Origin of the sequence: Pseudomonas sp. FSL R10-1350 (assembly GCF_009600525.1) — a bacterium.
GTDB classification, from domain to species: domain Bacteria; phylum Pseudomonadota; class Gammaproteobacteria; order Pseudomonadales; family Pseudomonadaceae; genus Aquipseudomonas; species Aquipseudomonas helleri.
Map to the genome: position 1 here is coordinate 44,492 of NZ_WIVR01000020.1, position 20,036 is coordinate 64,527.

Here is a 20,036-nt window from a genome sequence, read left to right on the forward strand (position 1 = left end):
TGATTATTTGATCTTTACGGGCAATAAAAAACGGCCTGGCATTCAATGCCAGGCCGTTTTCGGTGTTGCTGTACGACTTACTTCAAAACAGCCAGCGCTGCTTCGTAGTTAGGCTCTTCAGCGATTTCTTTAACCAGTTCGCTGTGCAGCACAGTGTCGTTTTCGTCCAGTACAACCACTGCGCGAGCAGTCAGGCCTTTGAGCGGGCCATCAGCGATTGCCACACCGTAGTTCTTGATGAACTCGGCACCGCGCAGAGTCGACAGGTTTTGTACGTTTTCCAGACCTTCGGCACCGCAGAAACGCGCTTGAGCGAATGGCAGGTCAGCCGAAATGCACAGCACCACGGTGTTGGCCAGTTCGTTGGCTTGTGCGTTGAACTTGCGTACCGACGTTGCGCAGGTCGGGGTGTCAACGCTTGGGAAGATGTTCAGCACTTTACGCTTACCGGCAAAATCGGCCAGCGTTACATCGGACAAATTACCGGCAACCAGCGAAAACGCTGGCGCTTTGGAACCTACTGCAGGCAGCACGCCGTCGACTTGAACAGGGTTGCCTTTAAGCGTCACTTGAGCCATGAACGATGTCCTTTTTAACTGTTTTTGAAGAGCCGGAAGTTAAACACGAAACGCGCACGCGACCTATGCCCGGAGCACAAATTGTCATGCCGGGTGTGACAAAAAGAGGGGCCCGGCACTGCCAAAGGGATGTCGCCGCGTGCCAGGGCTCTTCTAATCCTTGACCTTCTGAAATGACTGGCGCATGTCCGACGCCCAGCCATCGATCACTGCTTTCACGTCATCTGCCTTCATCACCTGGCTGGCATTGCTCAGCGGTTTGCCCGTGCCTTTGCGCACCACTTGAGCAACAACATGCTGATCTTTCCCGTCGATAAAAACGGCCTCGGTAGACAACTGGGTTTCCTGATCACGGATCCCCGAAGCCGTCGTCACCGCCGCCGCCACCAGAGCGACAGGGATGTACTCATAAGGTGCCAGGCTTTCCGTTTGGCTGCTGACGGCTGTAATCGCCGGGCGAACCACAATCACCCCCGGGGCTGGTGCACTGGCCAACGGCAGCACTTTACTGATCTCACGTTTGAGCGCCTGATCGTAGTAGGCCGTAATCGCGTTCAACGTGCTTTGCGGAATTTTCTCGGTAGGTTTTGGCGCCGGATAGAGCTGGCTCGGTTCTATGTACACGCTGGTGTATTGGTCGACCTTGATCGTGGGATCAACCCAGCGCATGACCTCAGCCCCTGAAGGCGACCGGGCTTCTTTAAGTCGGCTGTAATCTTTTAAAAAGCCGGAGTATTCATCCGGTTGCTGAACCTTGCTGGCGCATCCGGCCAGTACCAGCGTAGCCAAGCATAACGTACCGATCATCAACCCAGGTTTCATGGTGAAACTCCTGTATGAGACGCAACCGTTTGAACATGGAGTTGTAGGTATAGCCAATCCTCCACAGATTGCTTTTCTCGCGATTAAATCTCCTGATCGGTTGCACAACGACCTTGTTCGGCGGCATTCTGCCACTTACCGTTTAAAGAACTTTTGCTCGACGACGTACTCCATCTGTACAGCCATTAATACCTTTGAGACAGAGACGCTCATGACTTCCAAGCTGGAACAACTCAAGCAGTTCACCACCGTGGTCGCAGACACCGGCGACCTCGACGCGATTACCCGCCTCAAACCCGTTGATGCCACCACCAACCCTTCCCTGCTGCTCAAGGCCGCAGCCCTGCCGGGTTATGCCGACCTGCTGAAAAACGCTATTACCCACGCCAAAGGTGATGTTGGCCTGGCCTGCGATCTTTTCGCGGTGTCGGTGGGTAGCGGTATCTTGAAGGTCATTCCGGGCCGTATCTCCACCGAAGTCGATGCGCGCCTGTCGTTTGACGAGCCAGCCCTGCTGCAAAAAGCCAATCAATTAATCGAGCTGTATGACAAGGCCGGCGTAAGCCGCGACCGCGTACTGATCAAACTGGCGTCGACCTGGGAAGGCATCCGTGCTGCCGAGAAGCTGGAAAAAGCCGGTATCCAGACCAACCTGACCCTGCTGTTCTCGTTTGCCCAAGCCGCAGCCTGTGCCGATGCCGGGGTGTTTTTGATCTCGCCGTTCGTGGGCCGTATCTACGACTGGTACAAGAAATCCACCGGTATTGATTACACCGGCTCAGATGATCCGGGCGTGCAGTCGGTAACCCGCATCTACAACTACTACAAGGCCAATGACTACAAAACCGTGGTCATGGGCGCGAGCTTTCGCAACACCAACCAGATCGAGCAACTGGCAGGCTGCGACCGCCTGACCATCAGCCCGGACCTGCTGGAAAAACTGGCGCAGGACAACGGCGCACTGGCGCGCAAACTCAGCCCCGGCGCGACCGGCGAGCCGCGTTTGACCCTCAACGAAGCGCAGTTTCGCTGGGCCTCGAACGAAGACGCTATGGCCACTGAAAAACTGGCCGAAGGCATCCGCCAATTCGCCCGCGACCAGGAAAAACTTGAAGCCCTGTTGTCAGGTAAATAACGGCTGCCCCCTTCTGTTGGCGCGTCTCGCGATCTATTGGCCATAACACAGATCGCGAGGCGCGCTGGCCCTTTACCAAGAGCCATAAGGCACCCCGTATTTTTCGATGTAGGCTTTTGTTTCTGGTTCTAACGGCAAGGCATATTTGCCATTAGTCTGGCCGCCTGAAGGCCCTTCCTTAACGACTTCGCCCTAAACCCTGGTCACTTCGATTGGGCTGACGCAAGGTCCTGAAATCCACACTTTGGCAATACCGCCGGGGGCCAACCCTACGGTCACGCCTTTACGGTAACCGGTGATCCATTTGGCATCGGCGGCACAAAAAGCTTTTTCAGGCTTGACCATGGCCTGCTGAATGCTTTCGGGGATCACGATATAAGCCTCGTAGGTTTGCGGCTCCACCAGTGATTGCCAGCGCACATAGATCAGGCGTGGTACCGCTGCCCCGTAAACATACTTGCCTGCGCCCCAACCGGGATAGCTGGGCCAGCCGCGCGTGTTGCCCTTGAGGCTTTTAGGTGTATTGATAGCGGCTACTCCGCTCATGGCTCGCCTGAATACGCGGTCTCGCACATCTACTGCATCAGCGGTTTCAATCCAAACTTCCATATAATCAGGCGCTCCCAGCCCTAAGCGCCATGCGTCGTAGGGCAACCCGTTGTTGCCCTTGGCACAGCCCGCCATCAACCCAAGTACACCGCATATCGCTAGCAGCTTGAATTCATTCATTGGGATGCTCCGCCCACGTGCGGCGGCCCTTTACCAAGAGCCATAGGGCACCCCGTATTTTTCGATGTAGGCTTTTGTTTCTGGCTCTAACGGCAAGGCATATTTGCCATTAGTCTGGCCGCCAGAAGGCCCTTCTTTAACGACTTCCCCTTGAACCCTGGCCACTTCGATTGGGCTGACACAAGGGCCTGAAATCCACACTTTGGCAATACCGCCGGGTGCCAGTCCTACCGTCACACCTTTGCGGTAATCAGTGATCCATTTGCCATCGAACTCGCAAAAGGCTTTCTCAGGCTTGACCATGGCCTGCTGAATGGCTGTGGGGATCACGATATAAGCCTCGTAGGTTTGTGGCTCCACCAATGATTGCCAGCGCACATAGATCAAGCGCGGTACCGCAGCTCCGTAAACATATTTACCTTTACCCCAGCCGGGATAGCTGGGCCAGCCGCGCGGGTTGCCCTTGAGGTTTTTAGGGGTCTGAATGGCTGAAGTTCCGCTCATGGCTCGTTTGAATACACGGTCTCGCACATCCACCGCATCTGCGGTTTCGATCCACACCTCCATGTAATTGGGAGCGAATAATCCAAGCCGCCATCCCTCATAGGGCAGCCCGTTGCTGCCCTTGGCGCAGCCAGCTATTAACCCAAACACACCGCATACCCATAGCAGCTTGAATTTATTCATTGGGATGCACCGCCCGTTTACCGCCCGCAGCCGGCCGATTGATAAAGAGCACCTCAATGTCGCTATTGTTCTTGCCGCTGGCAGCATTCCAATTGCCTGACAAGTGGATGTATTTGCGCTGTAGTAAAGCCACCTCTTCATGGGTCAGTCCGGGAAAGCTGTCGCCGACGGCATAGGCTTGCAGTTTGATGGCGATGGAATGCAGGTCTGCCGGTAAGGCAAATGCCGGGGTCCTGGGAACGTCCTTGAAAGGAACCCCGTTTCGTATTCCCAGCTCGCGCATGGCCCGCAAGTAAATCAGTGACAACTGGCCATGCACTTGCCGCTCACTGCGTAGGGAGGCATACACGCGTTTCTCGGCGAACATGTCACGGCGTTTGTTGTAAGGCAGAACCACCGCCCATGTGTCGATACTCCAGCGCTGCAGATAGGGCTCCAGATCCGGCAGCATAACCCCCATGAGCTGACGGGCTCGGTCATAAGCGACCGTGGAGGTTTCTGGCATGTCGACAGGCACCTGACTGCTCTGGGGTCTGCTCAGCAGCACTTTTTCGGTAGCCAGAGGCAAATAACCGCCACCAAGATCGGAGTGGACACCGGGCAGCTCGATGTCATTGTCGGTACGAACCAGTGAGAAGTTATGACGATATTCGTGGCGCGCCACAAATTGCACCACATGGCGTGCAATGCCGGGCGCAAGGTACAGGTCAAGGCCCGGGTTACTGGCGTTGTGCGGGCTAAAGTCGCCGCTTAAAGGTGCAACCACCCCAGGCACCGTATCAAACAGGCCGATAAAGTTGAGGTTGAAATCTGTTCGGTGGCGCCATCTAAAGCCATCTGACATGCCCTTCGTTCCAGGAGGGATCGATTGGGCGATAAGGCTTTTCGGCCCCTTCAACAAGTCATTGGCACAATGCCGTGCGGCAGCAGCGCCACGGCTGAAACCAAACAGGTCGAAGACGATTCGCCAAATTTTTATGCCGGGATTAATTTTTTGCAGCCTTCGAATCTGCTCCAAAATCAGGGCAGGTGCTTGCTCAACTCGCGCCACAATCCCAGTGCTGCCTTGACCGCTGGCCTGGCCATAGACCGAGTCAGCTTGCCCCGTGACTGTACCGATACCTTCTAGGTAAACACTGAGAAACGCCTCTTCAGCTCCTTGCGGCAATTGCGTATCCGCATGATCCGGATACAAGTCATAAAGCCGCGCCACATTGGTGACATCGTTGCTATAGCTGTTATCCGGCGAGTTTCCTTTACCGTCAAAGCCAAAGCTCGCGCAATGCTGACGTATATCCTCGCCTTCCTTTTGACCAATACCCAAGCTAATGGCCAGGCAACCTCGCGCCGCCTCGCTGTTGCCCTGGTTGTTGCCGGTACCATCGAAGAACAGGCCCACATGCAAGGTGATGCCGGATTCCAGTTCCTCTTCTTCGTCCTCTTCTTCCAGCTCGGGTTCAGCACTGGCGGGGGCTGTTTTTTTGGGTGCCGGCGATTCGGGCCACTGAGCCAAATACTCCATGTAACTCTGTTGAGGCCCTCTGGCATCTCCCAACACTTGGCCTCTGATGTATTGGTCAGGGATCAGTCGCGGCGCAGGCCGGCACAGGCACTGACACAAATCACCTTCCAGCGCAGCTTGCCGCCCTCCCAGCAATTCATCATGACGCGGGCCGCACAGTACGATAACGCCTGTGCTGCCGCACACCGGGCACTCGATGCTGTCACCTTCGCGGGCCAGAATCTGGTCGTTGATTGTCATCAGCTCCCAGCCCGTCACCACCACGCCGCCCACCGTGGTCCTGGACCCGACGGTGATGTTCATGCGCTTCATACGCAGGCACCGGGCAAGGCGTTAGCGTTGTTGTGTAATAGGGTCATGTCGGCATCCTGGTTAAGGAAGGTTGAGTGCCCGCTAACTGTCAAATTGCCAGTTAGCGGCGCCCAGCCAGTATGCCGAGGGGGTGCGGAACTACCCTGTCAGAAGGATCCGTTTGGTTTGTAGTACGCGTAGCTTTCCGAGAGTTGAGGGGGGATCACGCCGGTTTCTGCGTCACAAACGCGTAAGTGATGTACGGCACGCTGAGTTCCCCGCCGTGATTCAACACGCTGTGTGATGCGACAAACTCACGCAACTGCTGCTCAACCTTTTCCCGCTCATCAGGCGCCAGTGCCGAGATAAAGCTGGTGGAACGCACGCGATTGAAAATCACGTCTTCGACCGGCCCGTTGTGAGGCTGAATGAACCGTTGCTCTTGCAGCGACCCAAGGCCGTCATACGGAAACGCCTGACGCCAGGCGCCGGTGTAAAAGCGTGGCGCATCGGCCTCCCATTGATTGACCAACGCATCGAGTTCCGCCACCCACGGTACGCTGGCATCACGCAGATTCCAGATCAGCCCCAGGCGCCCGCCCGGTTTAAGCACGCGATGGATCTCGGCCAGGGCTTCATGGTTGGCAAACCAGTGAAAGGCTTGTGCGCACACCACCACGTCGACACTGGCATCGGCCAACGGAATGGCTTGTACGGTGCCTTGATGGGCTTCGACCTCAGGATGGGCCTTTGACAGCTTGGCGAGCATGGCTTGGACCGGCTCAAGCACGATCACCCGTGCGCCGGTCTGCAACAGGCGCGGGGTGAATTTGCCAGTTCCGGCACCCACTTCGAGTACCGTCTGGCCAGGCTGCAGGCCCAGGGTGTCAGTCAGCCAGGCGCTGACCTGGGGCGGGTAATCAGGGCGCCCACGAACATAAGTATCAGCGCCCTGGGCATAGCCCTCAGCCGCAGCATGATGAAGGGTTGAGTCGCTCATCGTCTGGCTCCGCTTGGAATGGTTGCCCAACCATAGCCCAATCGTCCCCGCTGCGACATGAAACCCTTGTCAGAAGCTGTACTTCATCCCCAGCATCAGGTTGCGCGGATCGCCATAGTAGTAGGTCGAGTACAGGCCATAACCGCTGAGGTATTCGCGGTCAAAGACGTTGTTGAGGTTGACCGTGGCGCTGAGGTTTTGGCTGATGTCATAACGCGCCATCAACCCCACCACCGCGAAACTGCCTTCTTTGGCGTCGGCTTTGATCGATGAGTCCAGCTCACTGTAAGTCGAACCTTGCCAGGACACATTACCGCCCACGGTCAGGTCCTTGAGGTCACCGTCCAGTTGATAACTGGTGGCCAGTTTGAACAACTGCTCGGGGTGGTTGCTGTTGATGCGTTTGCCGTCCTTGTCCCGGGGTTGGGCGTAGGTGTAGCCCGCCAGCAATTGCCAGCCGCGCGCCACTTCACCGGAAATCTCGGCCTCAAAGCCCTTGGTTTTAGTGCCGTCGATGGCCTTGTAGGCATCTTCGCCGTTATCGCGCACACCATCGTATTCGGCGTAGTTGTTCTGTTTGATCAGGAACACGGCAAAACTGGTATTCAATGCACCGTCGAAATACTCCGACTTCAAGCCCGCCTCGTAGCTTTTACCGGTCATCGGGGCGAGCACTTTATCGTTGCGATCGAAATAGCTTTGCGGGGTAAAAATCTCGGTGTAGCTGGCATAAACCGAGTGATTGGCGCTCAGGTCGTAGACGATCCCCGCGTAGGGAATCGGCTTGCCGGTCTTTTTCGAATCATCCAGCGTAGGGATCGTTTGCGCAGCGTTGTAGGTCATCGTCCCTTTGCGGTCGTAGTCCACCACGCGAGCACCGAGGATGACCGACAAATCATCCGTCGGCTTGAGGCGCAAGGCGCCATAGAGCGCCGATTCCTTGGTCTTGTAACGCTGTTTCAAGCCTTGGCTCAATTGAGCAGGGCCCGGACGCGGCGCATCGTTGTTCCAGTTTTGGTAATTGATGGTCAGGTCGTCAGCATTCTCGGCCAGGTAGTCGTTGCGACGATTACTGACATTGGCACCCAGCACCAATTCATGGCTGCGCCCCAACAACTCAAAGGGCCCGGTGGCATAGGCGTCCAGCGTATCGGTGTTGATCTCGAAGGTTTTGGTGCCGCTCATAAACTGCGCTTCACCCGTGGTTTTGTCCGGGAACGGTCCCCAGCCCACGATATTGCCCTGCAACTGGTCGGTGTTGCCCTTCCAGTGGCTGGCTTCGACTTTCAACAGCCAATCGTTATCGAAACGCTGCTCGACCCCGGCGAAGTACTTGGTGCTTTTACTGTCGGCATACGCCCACTTGGCCGCCGGGTTCATGGAGCGCTTGAAGTGGGTTCGGCTGCCATCGCTGTAATACAGCGGCAACTGGCCAAAGCTTGAACCATTGGAGTCGATTTTTTGATAGTCGATACCGGCATACAGCGTCGTATCGTCGGTCAGATCAGCCTCAGCGATGCCATAGAACACATCTTTGATGGACGAATACCGGTCGATAAAGGAGCGTCCGTCTTCATGGGCGGCCACCACGCGCCCGCGCACCGCGCCGTTTTCAGTCAAGGGGCCCGACAGGTCCAGTTCACTGCGATAGCGGTCCCACGAGCCACCGCTGCCCGACACATAGCCCTGGAAGTCTTTGGTCGGGCGTTTGCGCACCAGATTCACCGCCCCCGACGGGCTGCCCACGCCGCTCATCAAACCGGTGGAACCGCGCACCACTTCTACCCGGTCGTAAATGGCCATGTCGCGCATGCCTAGACCGTTGGTATTGGTAGTGAAGTCCGAGGTCGGTACGCCGTCGTACTGGAAGTTATCCAGGGTGAAACCGCGGGAATAGAAGTTGTAACGTTCGCTGTCATCGTGCATCACGGTAATGCCCGGCGTTTGCTCCATCACTTGGGCAATGCTGCCCAGCCCTTGATCGGTCATTTGCTGACGGGTAATGACCGTGACTGACTGCGGTGTTTCACGCAGGGAAAGGGGCAATTTGGTTGCCGTACTGGTTTCGCCCGTGGTGTAGGAATTACTGCCTTCGGTTGTCCCGCCCAATGCCACGCCGGTCACACTGGTGGCCTGTAGTTGTAACTTGCCGTCTGCGCTGCCAGAGGTCAGCGGGTACAGCGTCCACACCCCGTTGGCCCCTTCGGTGGCGGTCAGGCCGCTGCCTTTGAGCAATTGCTGCAACGCTTGCGGCACCTCAAAACGGCCCTTGAGCGCTGGCACCTGTTTGTTCTGTACCAGTGCCGGGTCGTAAGGCAGCGAAATATTCGCCTGCTGGGCAAAGCGGTTAAGCGCGTCTTCCAGCGTACTGGCCGGCACATCGAAACTGCGTTGCGCACTGACCGATGCGGCCACCGTCATCGAAAACGGTTGCACGGCTGCCAGCACAGCACCGCCCAGCAAGACCGCCTGCAGGGCAATGGCCAAGCGGCTACGCGCGGGCAAGAAAAGAGGTTGAACGGCAGCGGACATGGGTTTTGCTCCTGCAATTAAAAGGTCTTATGCCTAGTTGTCGAAGGACGCGAAAAAACCCGCAAAGAAATTTGATAATTATTCGTATTGACCTGTACGCGAGCTTGCCTCTCGATCTTTTGATCTTGGCTAAACCGCCACAATCCGCGTCCAGAACCGCGTTCTACGCTCGATGCGCACCGCCAGCGTCTGGCTCAAGCCCTGCAATGCCTGGTCGATGTGCTCGAGTTGAAACACCCCCGACACGCGCAAATCACTGACAGCGGGATCGCACAACAACCAGCCCTGGCGATAACGCGACAGTTCGGCCGCCAAGTCTTCCAGGCGCATGTTTTTCGCCACCAGCGCCCCGCTCGTCCAACTGCTGACGTGCAAGGCCGAGGAGGTTTGCAAACGGGCCGATTGCCCATCGATCACATATTCCTTGCCCGCCTGCACCAACACCGGCTGCGTCGCCGGCAGATGGATAGCCACCACGCCCTCTTCAACCATTAGCCGGGTACGGCCAGATTCCTGGCGCACATCAAAGGCGGTGCCAATGGCCTGTAACCGCGCCTCACGGGTGTGCACCCAAAACGGTCGGCGCCCCGCCGAGGCGTCAGGGTCATTGCCGGTACGGATAAAAACCTCGCCGTCACGCAACACAATCAAGCGCTGTTGCTCATTGAAGACAACGTCCGCAGCGCTGTCGGTGTTGAGTTGCAGGCGTGTGCCATCGGCCAGATTAAACACCCGGCGCTCGCCCACGGCAGTGGCATAGTCAGCGCCAAAGGTGCGCCACGGTTGTTGTTGCCACACAAGCCCTCCCGCCCCGGCGCCCAGCACACCCAGCCCCAGGACCTTGAGCGCCTGGCGCCGTGAGCGCAGCCGACCGCTGCCACTCAAGGTATCCAGCGCCACCCGCCCCGACAAGGCTGACGCCTGGCGAAAAGTCGACTCGGTCACTTGCAGGGCTTGCCAGGCCGCCTCATGGCTAACATGCGCGGCGCGCCATTGCTGGCAGGCTGCATGCTCCTGCGGATCAGCAGCCCCGGACTGGGTTTTCACCAGCCAATTGATAGCCGCATCCAGCACCTCGGATGAAAACTCGACAGAACCCGACATGGCGCCGTTGCCCCCGCTCACAGGGCCGCACGCGCCAGGAAGCAATGACGAATCGCCGTCGCCATGTACTTCTCGACCGAACTCACGCTCACCTCCAACCGCTCGGCAATCGCCTGATAGCCCAAGCCTTCGAGCCGCGACAGCAAAAAGGCAGTGCGTACGTTGGGTTTCAGGCCATCGAGCAAGGCATCGATACGGGTCAGGGTTTCCAGCAGGATCAAGCGTTCTTCCGGTGACGGCATGTCCTGTTCAGGCACGTGTGCAAGCGCCTGCAAATACGCCTGCTCCACCTGCTGACGACGATAACGGTCAATTATCAAGCCTTTGGCAATGCTGCTCAGCCAGGCGCGCGGTTCACGCAACTGCGCGACCTGCTCCGGTTTGCCGAGTACATAAAGGAAAGTGTCCTGTGCCATGTCGTCCGCATTCTCGGCATTGCGCAGCCGCCGTCGCAGCCAATTCACCAGCCAGTGGTGATGGTCGCTATACAGATTGCGAACGTCGGTGTGCAGCAGCGATGAGTTGGACGGTGATGACAACACAAGAGCCCTCGATGCACGCTGAAAATAAAATGCGAATAGGAATTTGTCGCAATAGTATTCAGAGTGCAGCCCAGACTCAAGCGTTGCACGACAAGAGACGATCAATCAGTGGCCTGTCGCTGCGCAGAACGGCAGCGACAGGCCCTGGATCAAGGGATCAGCGAGTAGACCAGCGACGAAATCGCCACCAGGCCGACCACGGTGACAAACACGTTGGAGATTTTGCCCGCGTGCTGACGCATGCTCGGCACACGACGAATCGCGTACATCGGCATCAGGAACAGGATCGCCGCAATCACCGGGCCGCCAAAGCTTTCGATCATGCGCAAAATGCTTGGGTTGAGGGTCGCAACCGCCCAGCACACCAGCAGCATGAAGGCTGCCGTCAGGCGCTCCAGGGTTTTGCCGGCAGGACGCTTGCCGGTCTTCAGGATCAGCCCTTTGAGGCCTTCATTGGCACCGATGTAGTGCCCCAGGAAGGACTTGGCAATCGCCACAAACGCAATCAGCGGCGCGGCAAAGGCGATGGTCGGGTTGCTGAAGTGGTTGGCCAGGTACGACAGGATCGACAGGTTCTGCGCCTTGGCTTCGGCCAGTTGTTCAGGGGACAGCGTGAGCACGCAACTGAACACGAAGAACAGCACCATCACCACCATCAGCAGGTGCGCACGCGACAGGATCTGCGAGCTGCGCTCATCCGCGCTGGCGCCATAGCGGCGCTTTTGATCAACGGAAAAAGCCGAAATGATCGGTGAGTGGTTAAACGAGAACACCATTACCGGAATCGCCAGCCACAGGGTGTGCAGCAAGGCCGATGGCTCCGGCAGGGTGCTGGCCGTGGCCAGAATGCCGCCGTTCCAGTGCGGGATCAAAAACACTGCCAGAAACAGCAGCGCGGCAATGAACGGGTAAACCATCATGCTCATGGCCTTGACGATCACTTGTTCGCCGCAGCGCACCACCGTCAGCAAGCCGAGGATCAGCACCAACGACAAAATGACCCGGGGCGGTGGCGTGATGTGCAACTGATTGAGCATGAAGCTGCCGACCGTGTTGGTCAGCGCCACGCTGTAGATCAGCAGAATCGGGAAAATCGCCAGAAAGTACAGCAGCGTGATCAACGCCCCGGCTGTCAGGCCGAAGTGTTCTTCCACCACGTCAGTGATGTCTGAGCCTTCACGACCGGACAGTACAAAACGGGTCAGGCCGCGATGCGCATAAAACGTCATGGGGAATGCCAGCAGCGCCAGGATCAACAGCGGCCAGAAGCCACCGATGCCTGCGTTGATGGGCAAAAACAAAGTACCTGCGCCAATGGCCGTGCCAAACAGGCCCAGCATCCAGGTAGTATCGTGGCGGTTCCAGCGACTGAGGGTCGCAGGTGTAGCGTCGTCAAAGCGTTCATCGACGCTGTTAGCCTGGTCATTCATCCGGTCAAATCTCCGCTAGCCGGTCGTTACCACGCAGCCGGGGCGGACAAAACACACCTTACTGACCACGCCCCAGCCATAAGAGGGCCGCGATTGTCCGGGATTAGACATAAGAAGCAAAGGTTTAGCTGAGGAATGGTGAAAATGATTGATCACACTAAAGCAAGACTTTGACACCAATTGATACACTATAGCCTTTCGAAACCTGCGCTCAAGGCCTGTTGCCCATGACTGTTTGTCACCGTTACACCGCATTTGCCGGACTGTTGCTGGCCCTGTCGCTACCTGCGGCCAACGCCGACAGTTTAATGATCACCTGGCCAGGTGGCTGGGACGTCCAGGCCGTGCCGGCCGAGGCCGACACTACCGTTCAACGCCAGCGAGCGGTGAAAAACGACGCCAATGGTGACCCGCAGATGGTCATGGAGCTGACCCAGTCGACCCTCGCGCCTGAGCATCAGGTGAACATGGACGCGGTGTTGATGGAAATGCGCAAGACCTTGCAGAAGAACTTCGCGCAAGGGGGTTATCAGAGTGCCTGTAACAAAATCCACCCCAGCACCTTGGGCGGCCTGAAAGCGCTTGAGACCACCTGCAAAATCACCCAAAACGGCAACCATGTGATCACCCAGACCCTGGTCGCAGCGACTCAGGGCCAAAGCGCTTACGCCCTCTCCTACGCGGGTCCGGCTGACGGATACAAAGCCAACGAGCCTGAAGTCCAGGGGATCCGCGCCAGCTTGCGCTTGGGTCAGACCCAGCCGTAAACCTTGTAGGAGCGAGCTTGTCTCGCGATCTTTTGATCTTTAAAAGATCGCGAGGCAAGCTCGCTCCTACAAATTGATTATTTATGGAATCAGCACCACTTTGGTGCTCGCCCCGGCGTTGACTTCAGCGTAGCTGGCCAGCCCTTGCACCAGTGGGGCTTGTTCAAGGTCGCGGGGTGCGGGCAGTAAGCCCTCATCGAAGTACTGGCCAAATTGATTGAGCATGCGTGCGCACTCGGTGCTGCTATATAGCAGGCTGTTGACGCCAATCAGTGAGCCGCCTTTGCGGTACAGCGCCAGCGCAGGTAATTGCACGTGCCCGTCCAGCGGCGCGGCAATAATGGCCAGCCGACCAAACACCGCCAGCGCTGGCACCGCGGCCGGCAGCCAGTGACCGGTGGTGTCAAAAATCACGTCGGCGCCCCCGGCAAACACCGCATTGACCTCGCCCGCCAATGCTTCGGGCTGCGTGAGCAGGATCACCTCATAACCCTGCTCGCGCAGCACGCGCGCCTGCTCAGGGCGACGCACGGCAGCCAACACCTGCGCGCCCAGCACGTTTGCCAGGCCCAAGGTGGCCGAGCCCACCGCGCCATTGGCGCCGATCACCAGCAAACGTGTACCGGCCACCACGCCACTGCGCTGCAAGGCATCCCAGGCCGTGGTGTAAGGCACGCCCATGCTGGCGGCCTGTACAAAGTTCAATGCCTCAGGTTGGTGCGCGACGCCACTGGCGGGCAGGGTCAAATACTCAGCGTGGGAACCGTCACGGTTAAACCCCAGGTCCTTGCCGGTGCCCCAGACCGCTTGTCCAAGCAGTTCTTTGGGCCCCTCTACGACGACACCGGCAAAATCGCGCCCCGGAATCCGCGGCAAGGTGGTGTAAGGAAAACGCCCCAGTACGTTCTTTACATCACTGGGGTTCAAGCCCGCGGCCTTGACCTGCACCAGCACCTGGTCAGCAGTTGGCGTCGGGGTGGGCACGTCGACCACCTGCAAGGCGGCCAGATCACCGGTTGTGGAAAATTGCAGCGCCTTCATGTTCTAGCCTCCAGGTCAGTGAGATGGCCATGAGTCTATGACCGGCAAACTGCGAGAATCGGTCAAACCCTTCTGCCTGTCGGCCAGATTCAAGCGTCTGGCAGCTGGCCCTGCCCATATAAAGACGGCGTAACACCCAGCTCGCGGCGGAACATGTCGCTGAAGCTGCTCGGTGAATACCCCAGCGAACGGGCGATCTGGCTCACCGACACACCCTGGATCAGCTCCGCCGCCGCCGTGGCCAACTGCACCTGGCGCCGCCATTGCGCAAAGCCCATCCCCAACTCCGTCTGAAACAACCGCGCCAAAGTACGCACGCTGGCCCCGGCATGGTCGGCATGTTGTTCAAAGGCGATGTCCAGCGTGGGGTTGGCCATCACCGATTGGCACAGATTGAGCAGCCGCCGATCCGCAGCGTCAGGCATCGGCACCTTGAGCAGCGTGCGCCGGGCGCGCTGCAGCTCAAGCAAGGTCAGATTGAGCAACGCATCCGTGTAGGCCGGTGGCGCATCGGGCTGATCCACCAGTTTGATGATCAATTCGCGCAGCAGCCGCCCGACTTCCAGCACTTGCACATGACTGTCGAGCGTGCGCGCCGTGACTTGGGGCAAATACAGATTGCGCATCTGTAAATCCGACACCACGCGAATCCCGTGGGGCACGCCCGGTGGCAGCCATACCGCCCGCTGCGGCGGCACGGCCAAGGCTTCATCCGGGGTATCCACCCACATCACGCCGCTCATGGCATACAACAACTGGCCCCATTCATGCTGATGCGGCTCAATGTACAAACCGCGCGGGTAGGTGCGCGCCAGCGGCTGTACCGGCACGGCGGGGTCAGACAAATCAGGCGGGGCAGCAAGAGCCATAAGCAGTTCACGTCAGAAAAGTGAGTGGGCATGTTACATCAGCGTGTTTGTGCCTAAAGTGTCGGCACCTGACAAAACTGTCATCTGAACATCAGTTGCCTGACAGCCCGCGCAGTCCAGGCTGAGTTATTTCATCAAGAGGTCATCAATGAAGAACCCGTTACGTATTTTTGCGCTCTCTACACTCTTTATTACGTCATTCGCCAACGCTGCTGAACAACTGACCATGGACGTACACCGCGATGCCAACTGCGGTTGCTGCAAGGCCTGGATCTCGCACCTGCAAGCCAATGGCATCAAGGTCAATGACCATGTTGAAGACGACATGAGCCGCGTCAAACAAGAGCTCGGTGTACAACCACGGCTGGCTTCGTGCCACACCGGGGTGATCAACGGTAAATTCGTTGAAGGTCACGTGCCGGCCGAGCAGGTGATTGCCCTGAGCAAGCGTCATGATTTGAAAGGCATTGCGGTTCCGGGCATGCCAATGGGCTCGCCGGGCATGGAAATGGGCGACCGCAAAGACGCTTTCCAGGTGATTGGCTTGCGCAACGACGGCCGTGATGAAGTGGTTGCCGAATACCCTTAACCCCCGCATAAGACAGCAGGAGCGAGCGCGGTCTTTTGAGCTCTAAAGCTCGCTCCTGCTGTTTGTCTGAAAATTCCTCGTTACCCAATATTCTTGCAATCTCGCCTAGCCCCTTGCGGCATCTCTCCTACACTCATCGCTGTCGTGTATACGACACGCAACGTCGTTTTAAACAAAGCGAACCTTCTACCCCTCTGACAGGTCAACCTGATACAGGGCTGCCTGCTTGGTGCATTCCTTGCAGCACTTTTTTCACCTTCTACGCCTTTGGCCAAGGTGACCTTTATCAATCTGAACGTGGAGGCTGACTGGCCTTAAGGCCGATAGCAGCTCAAATAAGTACAACGGGAGAGAGTCATGATCAGTGCTGCTGCTCCACATCAAGACGAACGGCTAAATCCGCCAGCGGCGTCTTCGATCACGCTCTCCGGGTTGGCACCTGCGGGTAAAGCTGTACCGCCAGTGGTGAATACCAATCCCAATAAAAAGAAAGTCCTGTTCGTGACCTCCGAACTGGCAGACCTGGTCAAAACCGGTGGCCTGGGCGATGTATCAGCCGCTCTGCCCCGGGCCATGCGCCATTTGCACGATGTGCGGGTGTTGATCCCCGGCTATCGGCAAGTGCTGCACAGCGATAACCCGATCCACATTATTGGAGAACTCGGCGGCCATGCCGCGCTACCACCGTGCAAAATCGGGCGTATGGACCTCGCAGACGGTTTGGTCATTTATGTGCTGATTTGCCCGGAACTGTACGAGCGCGAGGGCACGCCCTACGGCGCCAATAATGGCCGTGACTGGCCCGACAACCACATCCGGTTTGCCCGCCTGGGCCTGGCCGCCGCTGATATCGCCGCCAACCTGGCGCAGATCCACTGGCAGCCCGATTTGGTGCATGCCCACGATTGGCCAGCCGGCCTGGCCCCGGCTTATATGCACTGGCGCGGCCAACGCACGCCCACGCTGTTTACCATTCATAACCTGGCCTACCAGGGTGTATTCAGCCGCGCCTGCTGCCCGGAATTGGGCATTCCGCCCCATGCCCTGCAACAGGACGGCATGGAGTTTTACGGCAAGCTGTCGTATCTCAAGGCGGGCATGGCGTATGCCAGCCACATCACCACCGTCAGCGCGACCTATGCCCAGGAAATCACCACCCCGGCCTTTGGCTGCGGGCTGGATGGCTTTTTGGCCAGCAAAACCCAGCAAGGGTTGCTCAGCGGCATCCCTAACGGCATCGATGACACGTGGGAAGCCTCGACCGATCCGCACCTGGTCGCGCCGTTCAGCATCGGTGACTGGGAAGGCCGGGCGGTCAATACCGCTTACGTGCGTGAATTGTTTGGCCTGCAACCGTCTGCCGGGCCTTTGTTCGCCGTGGTGTCGCGGCTGGTCTATCAAAAGGGCCTGGACCTGACTGAAGCAGTGGCCGATTTCATCGTCGCCTCGGGCGGGCAGATCTGCATCATTGGTCGCGGCGAGCCCGAAGAAGAACAGGCCATGCGTGAACTGGGGCTGCGCTTTCCAGGGCAAATCGGCGTGCGCATTGGCTTCAACGAGGCTGACGCCCGACGCATGTTCGCCGGCAGTGACTTTTTATTGATGCCCTCGCGCTATGAGCCTTGCGGCCTGAGCCAGATGTACGCGCAACGCTTTGGTTCGCTGCCGGTGGCGCGCAATACCGGCGGTTTGGCCGACACCATTGAAAATGGCGTCACCGGCTTTTTATTCGATGAGTCCACCGTCGAAAGCTACACCGAGGCCCTGACCCGCGCCTTCAAGGTCTTCGCCTACCCCGAGCTGATGAACGCCATGCGCTGCCGTGCAATGGCGGCACCGTTCAATTGGTGCAAAGCCGTGGAGCCCTACGCAGAGCTTTATGAGCGCCTAGTGGCGCAGTCCATGGTGCGTACCAGCAAGTTTTAACACCGCAGCAGCCTGATTTGCTCTACGTTCGATAGCCACTCGCCAGCCTTCAAGGGAGCCCGCCAATGAGCGAAGCGCAATTGGAAATACTCGCCGGCCGAGCCGGACTGGCCGTTGACTGGATTGATGCCAACGGCCAACCGCAAAGGGTTACGCAACCGGTGCTGGAAGCCATTCTGGCCGGTTTGGGGCTGCCAGCCGACAGCCCTGAGGCCATTGAAACCAGCTTGCTCAACTTGCAGTTGGAGCAACAAAACAAACGCTTGCCGCCCTTGCTCACCGCTGACGTGGGCAAGGCATTGGACCTGTCGCGGTATTTCCACGCCCACAGCCATTGCACGGTGTACCTGGAAAACGGCGGCTCATTGCCCATCCAGCTGGATGCCGACGCCATGCTGCCGGGCATGATTCCTGTCGGGTATCACCGGGTGCAGGTCGAGGAGCAGCTTTTTACCCTGGCCGTGGCACCGGCCAAATGCTTCAGCATTGCCGATGCCCTGCAACAGACAACGCCCAGAACCTGGGGCTTGAGCGTGCAGCTGTATTCATTGCGCCGCACCGGTGATGGCGGCTTTGGCGATACCCGGGCGCTTGAAGTGCTGCTCCAGGCCGCCGGCGAACGGGGTGCCGACGCACTGGCCATCAGCCCGCTGCATGCCATGTTCAGCAGTGCGCCGAAACACTACAGCCCGTACTCGCCCTCCAGCCGTCTGTTTCTCAACTGCCTGTACGCAACACCCGCGATCATTCTGGGCGGCGATGCCGTCGACCGGGCGATTGAAGCCACAGGGCTAAAAGACGAACTGGAGCGCCTTGAGCAGTTGCCGCTGATCGACTGGCCTGCGGCGACCCACGCCAAACAGAGGTTGCTGCGCCAGCTCTACGAAGACTTCATCACTGAAGACTCGCCACTGCTCAGTGATTTTCAGCGCTTTCGCGACATCGGCGGCGAAGCACTGGAGAACCATTGCCGCTTCGAGGCCTTGCAAGCGGTCAGCGCCGCCGAACAGCGCAGCCTCGACTGGCGCGACTGGCCCGAGCAGTTACGCAACCCGGACAGCCCGGCCCTGCTGCGCTTTGCCGAAGAACACCAGCACCTCATCACCTACTACGCGTTCTGCCAGTGGCTGATCGCGCAAACCCTCGACCGCGCACAAGCCACGGCGCGGGCCAGCGGCATGGCCATTGGTTTGATCGCCGATCTGGCGGTGGGCGCCGACGGTGCGGGGAGCCAGGCCTGGTGCCGTCAGGATGAACTGCTGGCGCAATTGACGGTGGGCGCCCCGCCCGACTTGCTCAACCGCGCAGGGCAAGGCTGGGGTATCTCGGCCTTCTCCCCTGAGGGCCTGAAACGCAGCGGCTTCCGCGCCTTTATCGAAATGCTGCGCGCCAACTTTGCCCATGCCGGTGGTCTGCGCATTGACCATGTACTGGGGCTGCAACGCTTGTGGGTCATCCCGCTGGGCGCCTCGCCCGATCAGGGCGCTTATTTGTATTACCCGGTGGATGACCTGCTGCGTCTGGTCGCCCTGGAGTCGGTGCGCCATCAAGCCATCGTCTTGGGTGAAGACTTGGGTACGGTCCCTGAAGGCCTGCGTGAAAAGCTCAGCGAGCGGGCCATTCTCGGCATGCGCGTGTTGTTGTTCGAGCAGGACTACGGCGCGCACTTCAAGCCCATCCTGGCCTGGCCGGATGACGCCCTCGCCACCACCAGCACCCATGACCTGCCAACGCTCAACGGCTGGCTGCAAGGCCGCGACATTGACTGGAACGAGCGCCTTAATCTGATCGATCCGGTCACCGCCAATGACTGGCGGCGCAACCGCCAGCGTGAATGCGAAGGGCTGGACCGTGCATTGCGCCAGGACCCGCAGAATTTTCAGGAAGAAACCCTGGGCAACGCCCCCACGCTGGACGCGAGTATCCGTTTTCTCGGCCACACCCGCGCACCACTGGTACTGCTGCCCATCGAAGATGCATTAGGCCTGGAAGAACAGGCCAACCTGCCCGGCACCGTCAGCGGCCACCCCAACTGGTGCCGCCGCTTGCCGGCAGATTGCAACACCCTGCTGGACACCCTGGATGCAACGCGGCGCTTCGAGTTACTCGCCTGCGCACGTTTGCAGGCCCATGAACGAGACCGATAACCCGAGGAGCCATTGCCATGAGTCACGACGATAAGCGTATCCGTGAGTTTGCCTACCAGATCTGGGAGTCCGAAGGCAGGCCTGATGGCCAGCATGATCGGCACTGGGAAATGGCCCGCAAGCTGGCCCAGGCCGAAGCGTTGGCACCGACTAAACCGGCGCCGAAAGCGGGCAAACCCAAAGCGCCAGCCAAGCCCAAACCCCCTGCCGAGAAAAAGCCGCGGGCACCACGTAAACCTGCGGGGTCTTGAAGCCATCGGCAGTGAACGCGATGGACTATGCACGGCGTTGAGAAACGCCTGAGCACCGGCACTTATCAAGGAGC

General features: G+C 58.5%; 17 protein-coding genes and 1 pseudogene. 6 read left to right on the forward strand and 12 right to left on the reverse strand.

Annotated elements, in window-relative coordinates:
* Window positions 1-77: 77 nt before the first annotated feature.
* Together tpx and GHO25_RS11595 are read right to left on the reverse strand one after the other, a co-directional pair.
* Entirely contained in the window at window positions 78-578 is a 501-nt protein-coding gene (tpx, locus tag GHO25_RS11590) for a thiol peroxidase (RefSeq protein WP_048368980.1), read from the reverse strand.
* A 153-nt stretch (window positions 579-731) separates the two neighbouring features.
* Window positions 732-1,400, reverse strand: coding sequence for a DUF3313 domain-containing protein (locus GHO25_RS11595; RefSeq protein WP_153390828.1), 669 nt, complete (start codon window positions 1,398-1,400; stop codon window positions 732-734).
* A 211-nt stretch (window positions 1,401-1,611) separates the two neighbouring features.
* On the opposite strand from GHO25_RS11595, the gene tal reads away from it, so the two are divergent.
* Window positions 1,612-2,535, forward strand: a complete 924-nt coding sequence (gene tal / locus GHO25_RS11600) for a transaldolase (protein ID WP_153390829.1) — start codon at window positions 1,612-1,614, stop codon at window positions 2,533-2,535.
* Window positions 2,536-2,607: 72 nt separating this feature from the next.
* On the opposite strand, the pseudogene GHO25_RS11605 reads toward tal, so the two are convergent.
* The 8 genes and pseudogenes from GHO25_RS11605 to GHO25_RS11640 form a co-directional block, all read right to left on the reverse strand.
* Window positions 2,608-3,264, reverse strand: a pseudogene (locus GHO25_RS11605) (DUF2931 family protein).
* A 30-nt stretch (window positions 3,265-3,294) separates the two neighbouring features.
* On the reverse strand, window positions 3,295-3,951 hold the full coding sequence (locus GHO25_RS11610; RefSeq protein ID WP_153390830.1) for a DUF2931 family protein: 657 nt from the start codon (window positions 3,949-3,951) through the stop codon (window positions 3,295-3,297).
* A complete protein-coding gene (locus GHO25_RS11615) occupies window positions 3,944-5,785 on the reverse strand; it encodes a phospholipase effector Tle1 domain-containing protein (RefSeq protein ID WP_153390831.1) in 1,842 nt (613 codons plus the stop codon). Before GHO25_RS11615 ends, GHO25_RS11610 begins: the two co-directional genes overlap by 8 nt.
* A gap of 202 nt (window positions 5,786-5,987) precedes the next feature.
* Window positions 5,988-6,764, reverse strand: a complete 777-nt coding sequence (locus GHO25_RS11620; protein WP_153390832.1) for a class I SAM-dependent methyltransferase — start codon at window positions 6,762-6,764, stop codon at window positions 5,988-5,990.
* Window positions 6,765-6,833: 69 nt separating this feature from the next.
* Window positions 6,834-9,296 carry a TonB-dependent receptor gene (locus tag GHO25_RS11625; RefSeq protein ID WP_153390833.1) on the reverse strand — a complete coding sequence of 821 codons (2,463 nt, stop codon included), beginning with the start codon at window positions 9,294-9,296 and terminating at the stop codon, window positions 6,834-6,836.
* A gap of 129 nt (window positions 9,297-9,425) precedes the next feature.
* A complete protein-coding gene (locus tag GHO25_RS11630; protein ID WP_153390834.1) occupies window positions 9,426-10,400 on the reverse strand; it encodes a FecR domain-containing protein in 975 nt (324 codons plus the stop codon).
* Window positions 10,401-10,417: 17 nt separating this feature from the next.
* On the reverse strand, window positions 10,418-10,942 hold the full coding sequence (locus GHO25_RS11635; RefSeq protein WP_372240937.1) for a sigma-70 family RNA polymerase sigma factor: 525 nt from the start codon (window positions 10,940-10,942) through the stop codon (window positions 10,418-10,420).
* Between the two features lie 149 nt (window positions 10,943-11,091).
* A complete protein-coding gene (locus GHO25_RS11640; RefSeq protein WP_153390835.1) occupies window positions 11,092-12,372 on the reverse strand; it encodes a serine/threonine transporter in 1,281 nt (426 codons plus the stop codon).
* A gap of 227 nt (window positions 12,373-12,599) precedes the next feature.
* On the opposite strand from GHO25_RS11640, the gene GHO25_RS11645 reads away from it, so the two are divergent.
* Window positions 12,600-13,139: a DUF4946 domain-containing protein gene (locus GHO25_RS11645; RefSeq protein ID WP_153390836.1), complete on the forward strand. Its 540-nt coding sequence runs from the start codon at window positions 12,600-12,602 to the stop codon at window positions 13,137-13,139.
* Between the two features lie 81 nt (window positions 13,140-13,220).
* Here GHO25_RS11645 and GHO25_RS11650 read toward each other — a convergent pair whose 3' ends face one another.
* Both GHO25_RS11650 and GHO25_RS11655 read right to left on the reverse strand, forming a co-directional pair.
* Window positions 13,221-14,180 (reverse strand): zinc-binding alcohol dehydrogenase family protein, encoded by a 960-nt coding sequence (locus GHO25_RS11650; protein WP_153390837.1) that lies wholly within the window; start codon window positions 14,178-14,180, stop codon window positions 13,221-13,223.
* 89 nt (window positions 14,181-14,269) lie between these two features.
* Window positions 14,270-15,049, reverse strand: a complete 780-nt coding sequence (locus GHO25_RS11655; protein WP_153390838.1) for a helix-turn-helix transcriptional regulator — start codon at window positions 15,047-15,049, stop codon at window positions 14,270-14,272.
* A 148-nt stretch (window positions 15,050-15,197) separates the two neighbouring features.
* Here GHO25_RS11655 and GHO25_RS11660 point away from each other — a divergent pair, with 148 nt between their 5' ends.
* From GHO25_RS11660 to GHO25_RS11675, 4 genes are all read left to right on the forward strand, one after another.
* A complete protein-coding gene (locus tag GHO25_RS11660; RefSeq protein ID WP_048368967.1) occupies window positions 15,198-15,638 on the forward strand; it encodes a DUF411 domain-containing protein in 441 nt (146 codons plus the stop codon).
* Between the two features lie 357 nt (window positions 15,639-15,995).
* Window positions 15,996-17,564: a glycogen synthase GlgA gene (glgA, locus tag GHO25_RS11665; RefSeq protein WP_153390839.1), complete on the forward strand. Its 1,569-nt coding sequence runs from the start codon at window positions 15,996-15,998 to the stop codon at window positions 17,562-17,564.
* 65 nt (window positions 17,565-17,629) lie between these two features.
* Window positions 17,630-19,711, forward strand: coding sequence for a 4-alpha-glucanotransferase (malQ, locus tag GHO25_RS11670; protein ID WP_153390840.1), 2,082 nt, complete (start codon window positions 17,630-17,632; stop codon window positions 19,709-19,711).
* Between the two features lie 17 nt (window positions 19,712-19,728).
* Window positions 19,729-19,962, forward strand: a complete 234-nt coding sequence (locus GHO25_RS11675; protein WP_153327437.1) for a DUF2934 domain-containing protein — start codon at window positions 19,729-19,731, stop codon at window positions 19,960-19,962.
* Window positions 19,963-20,036 lie beyond the last annotated feature (74 nt).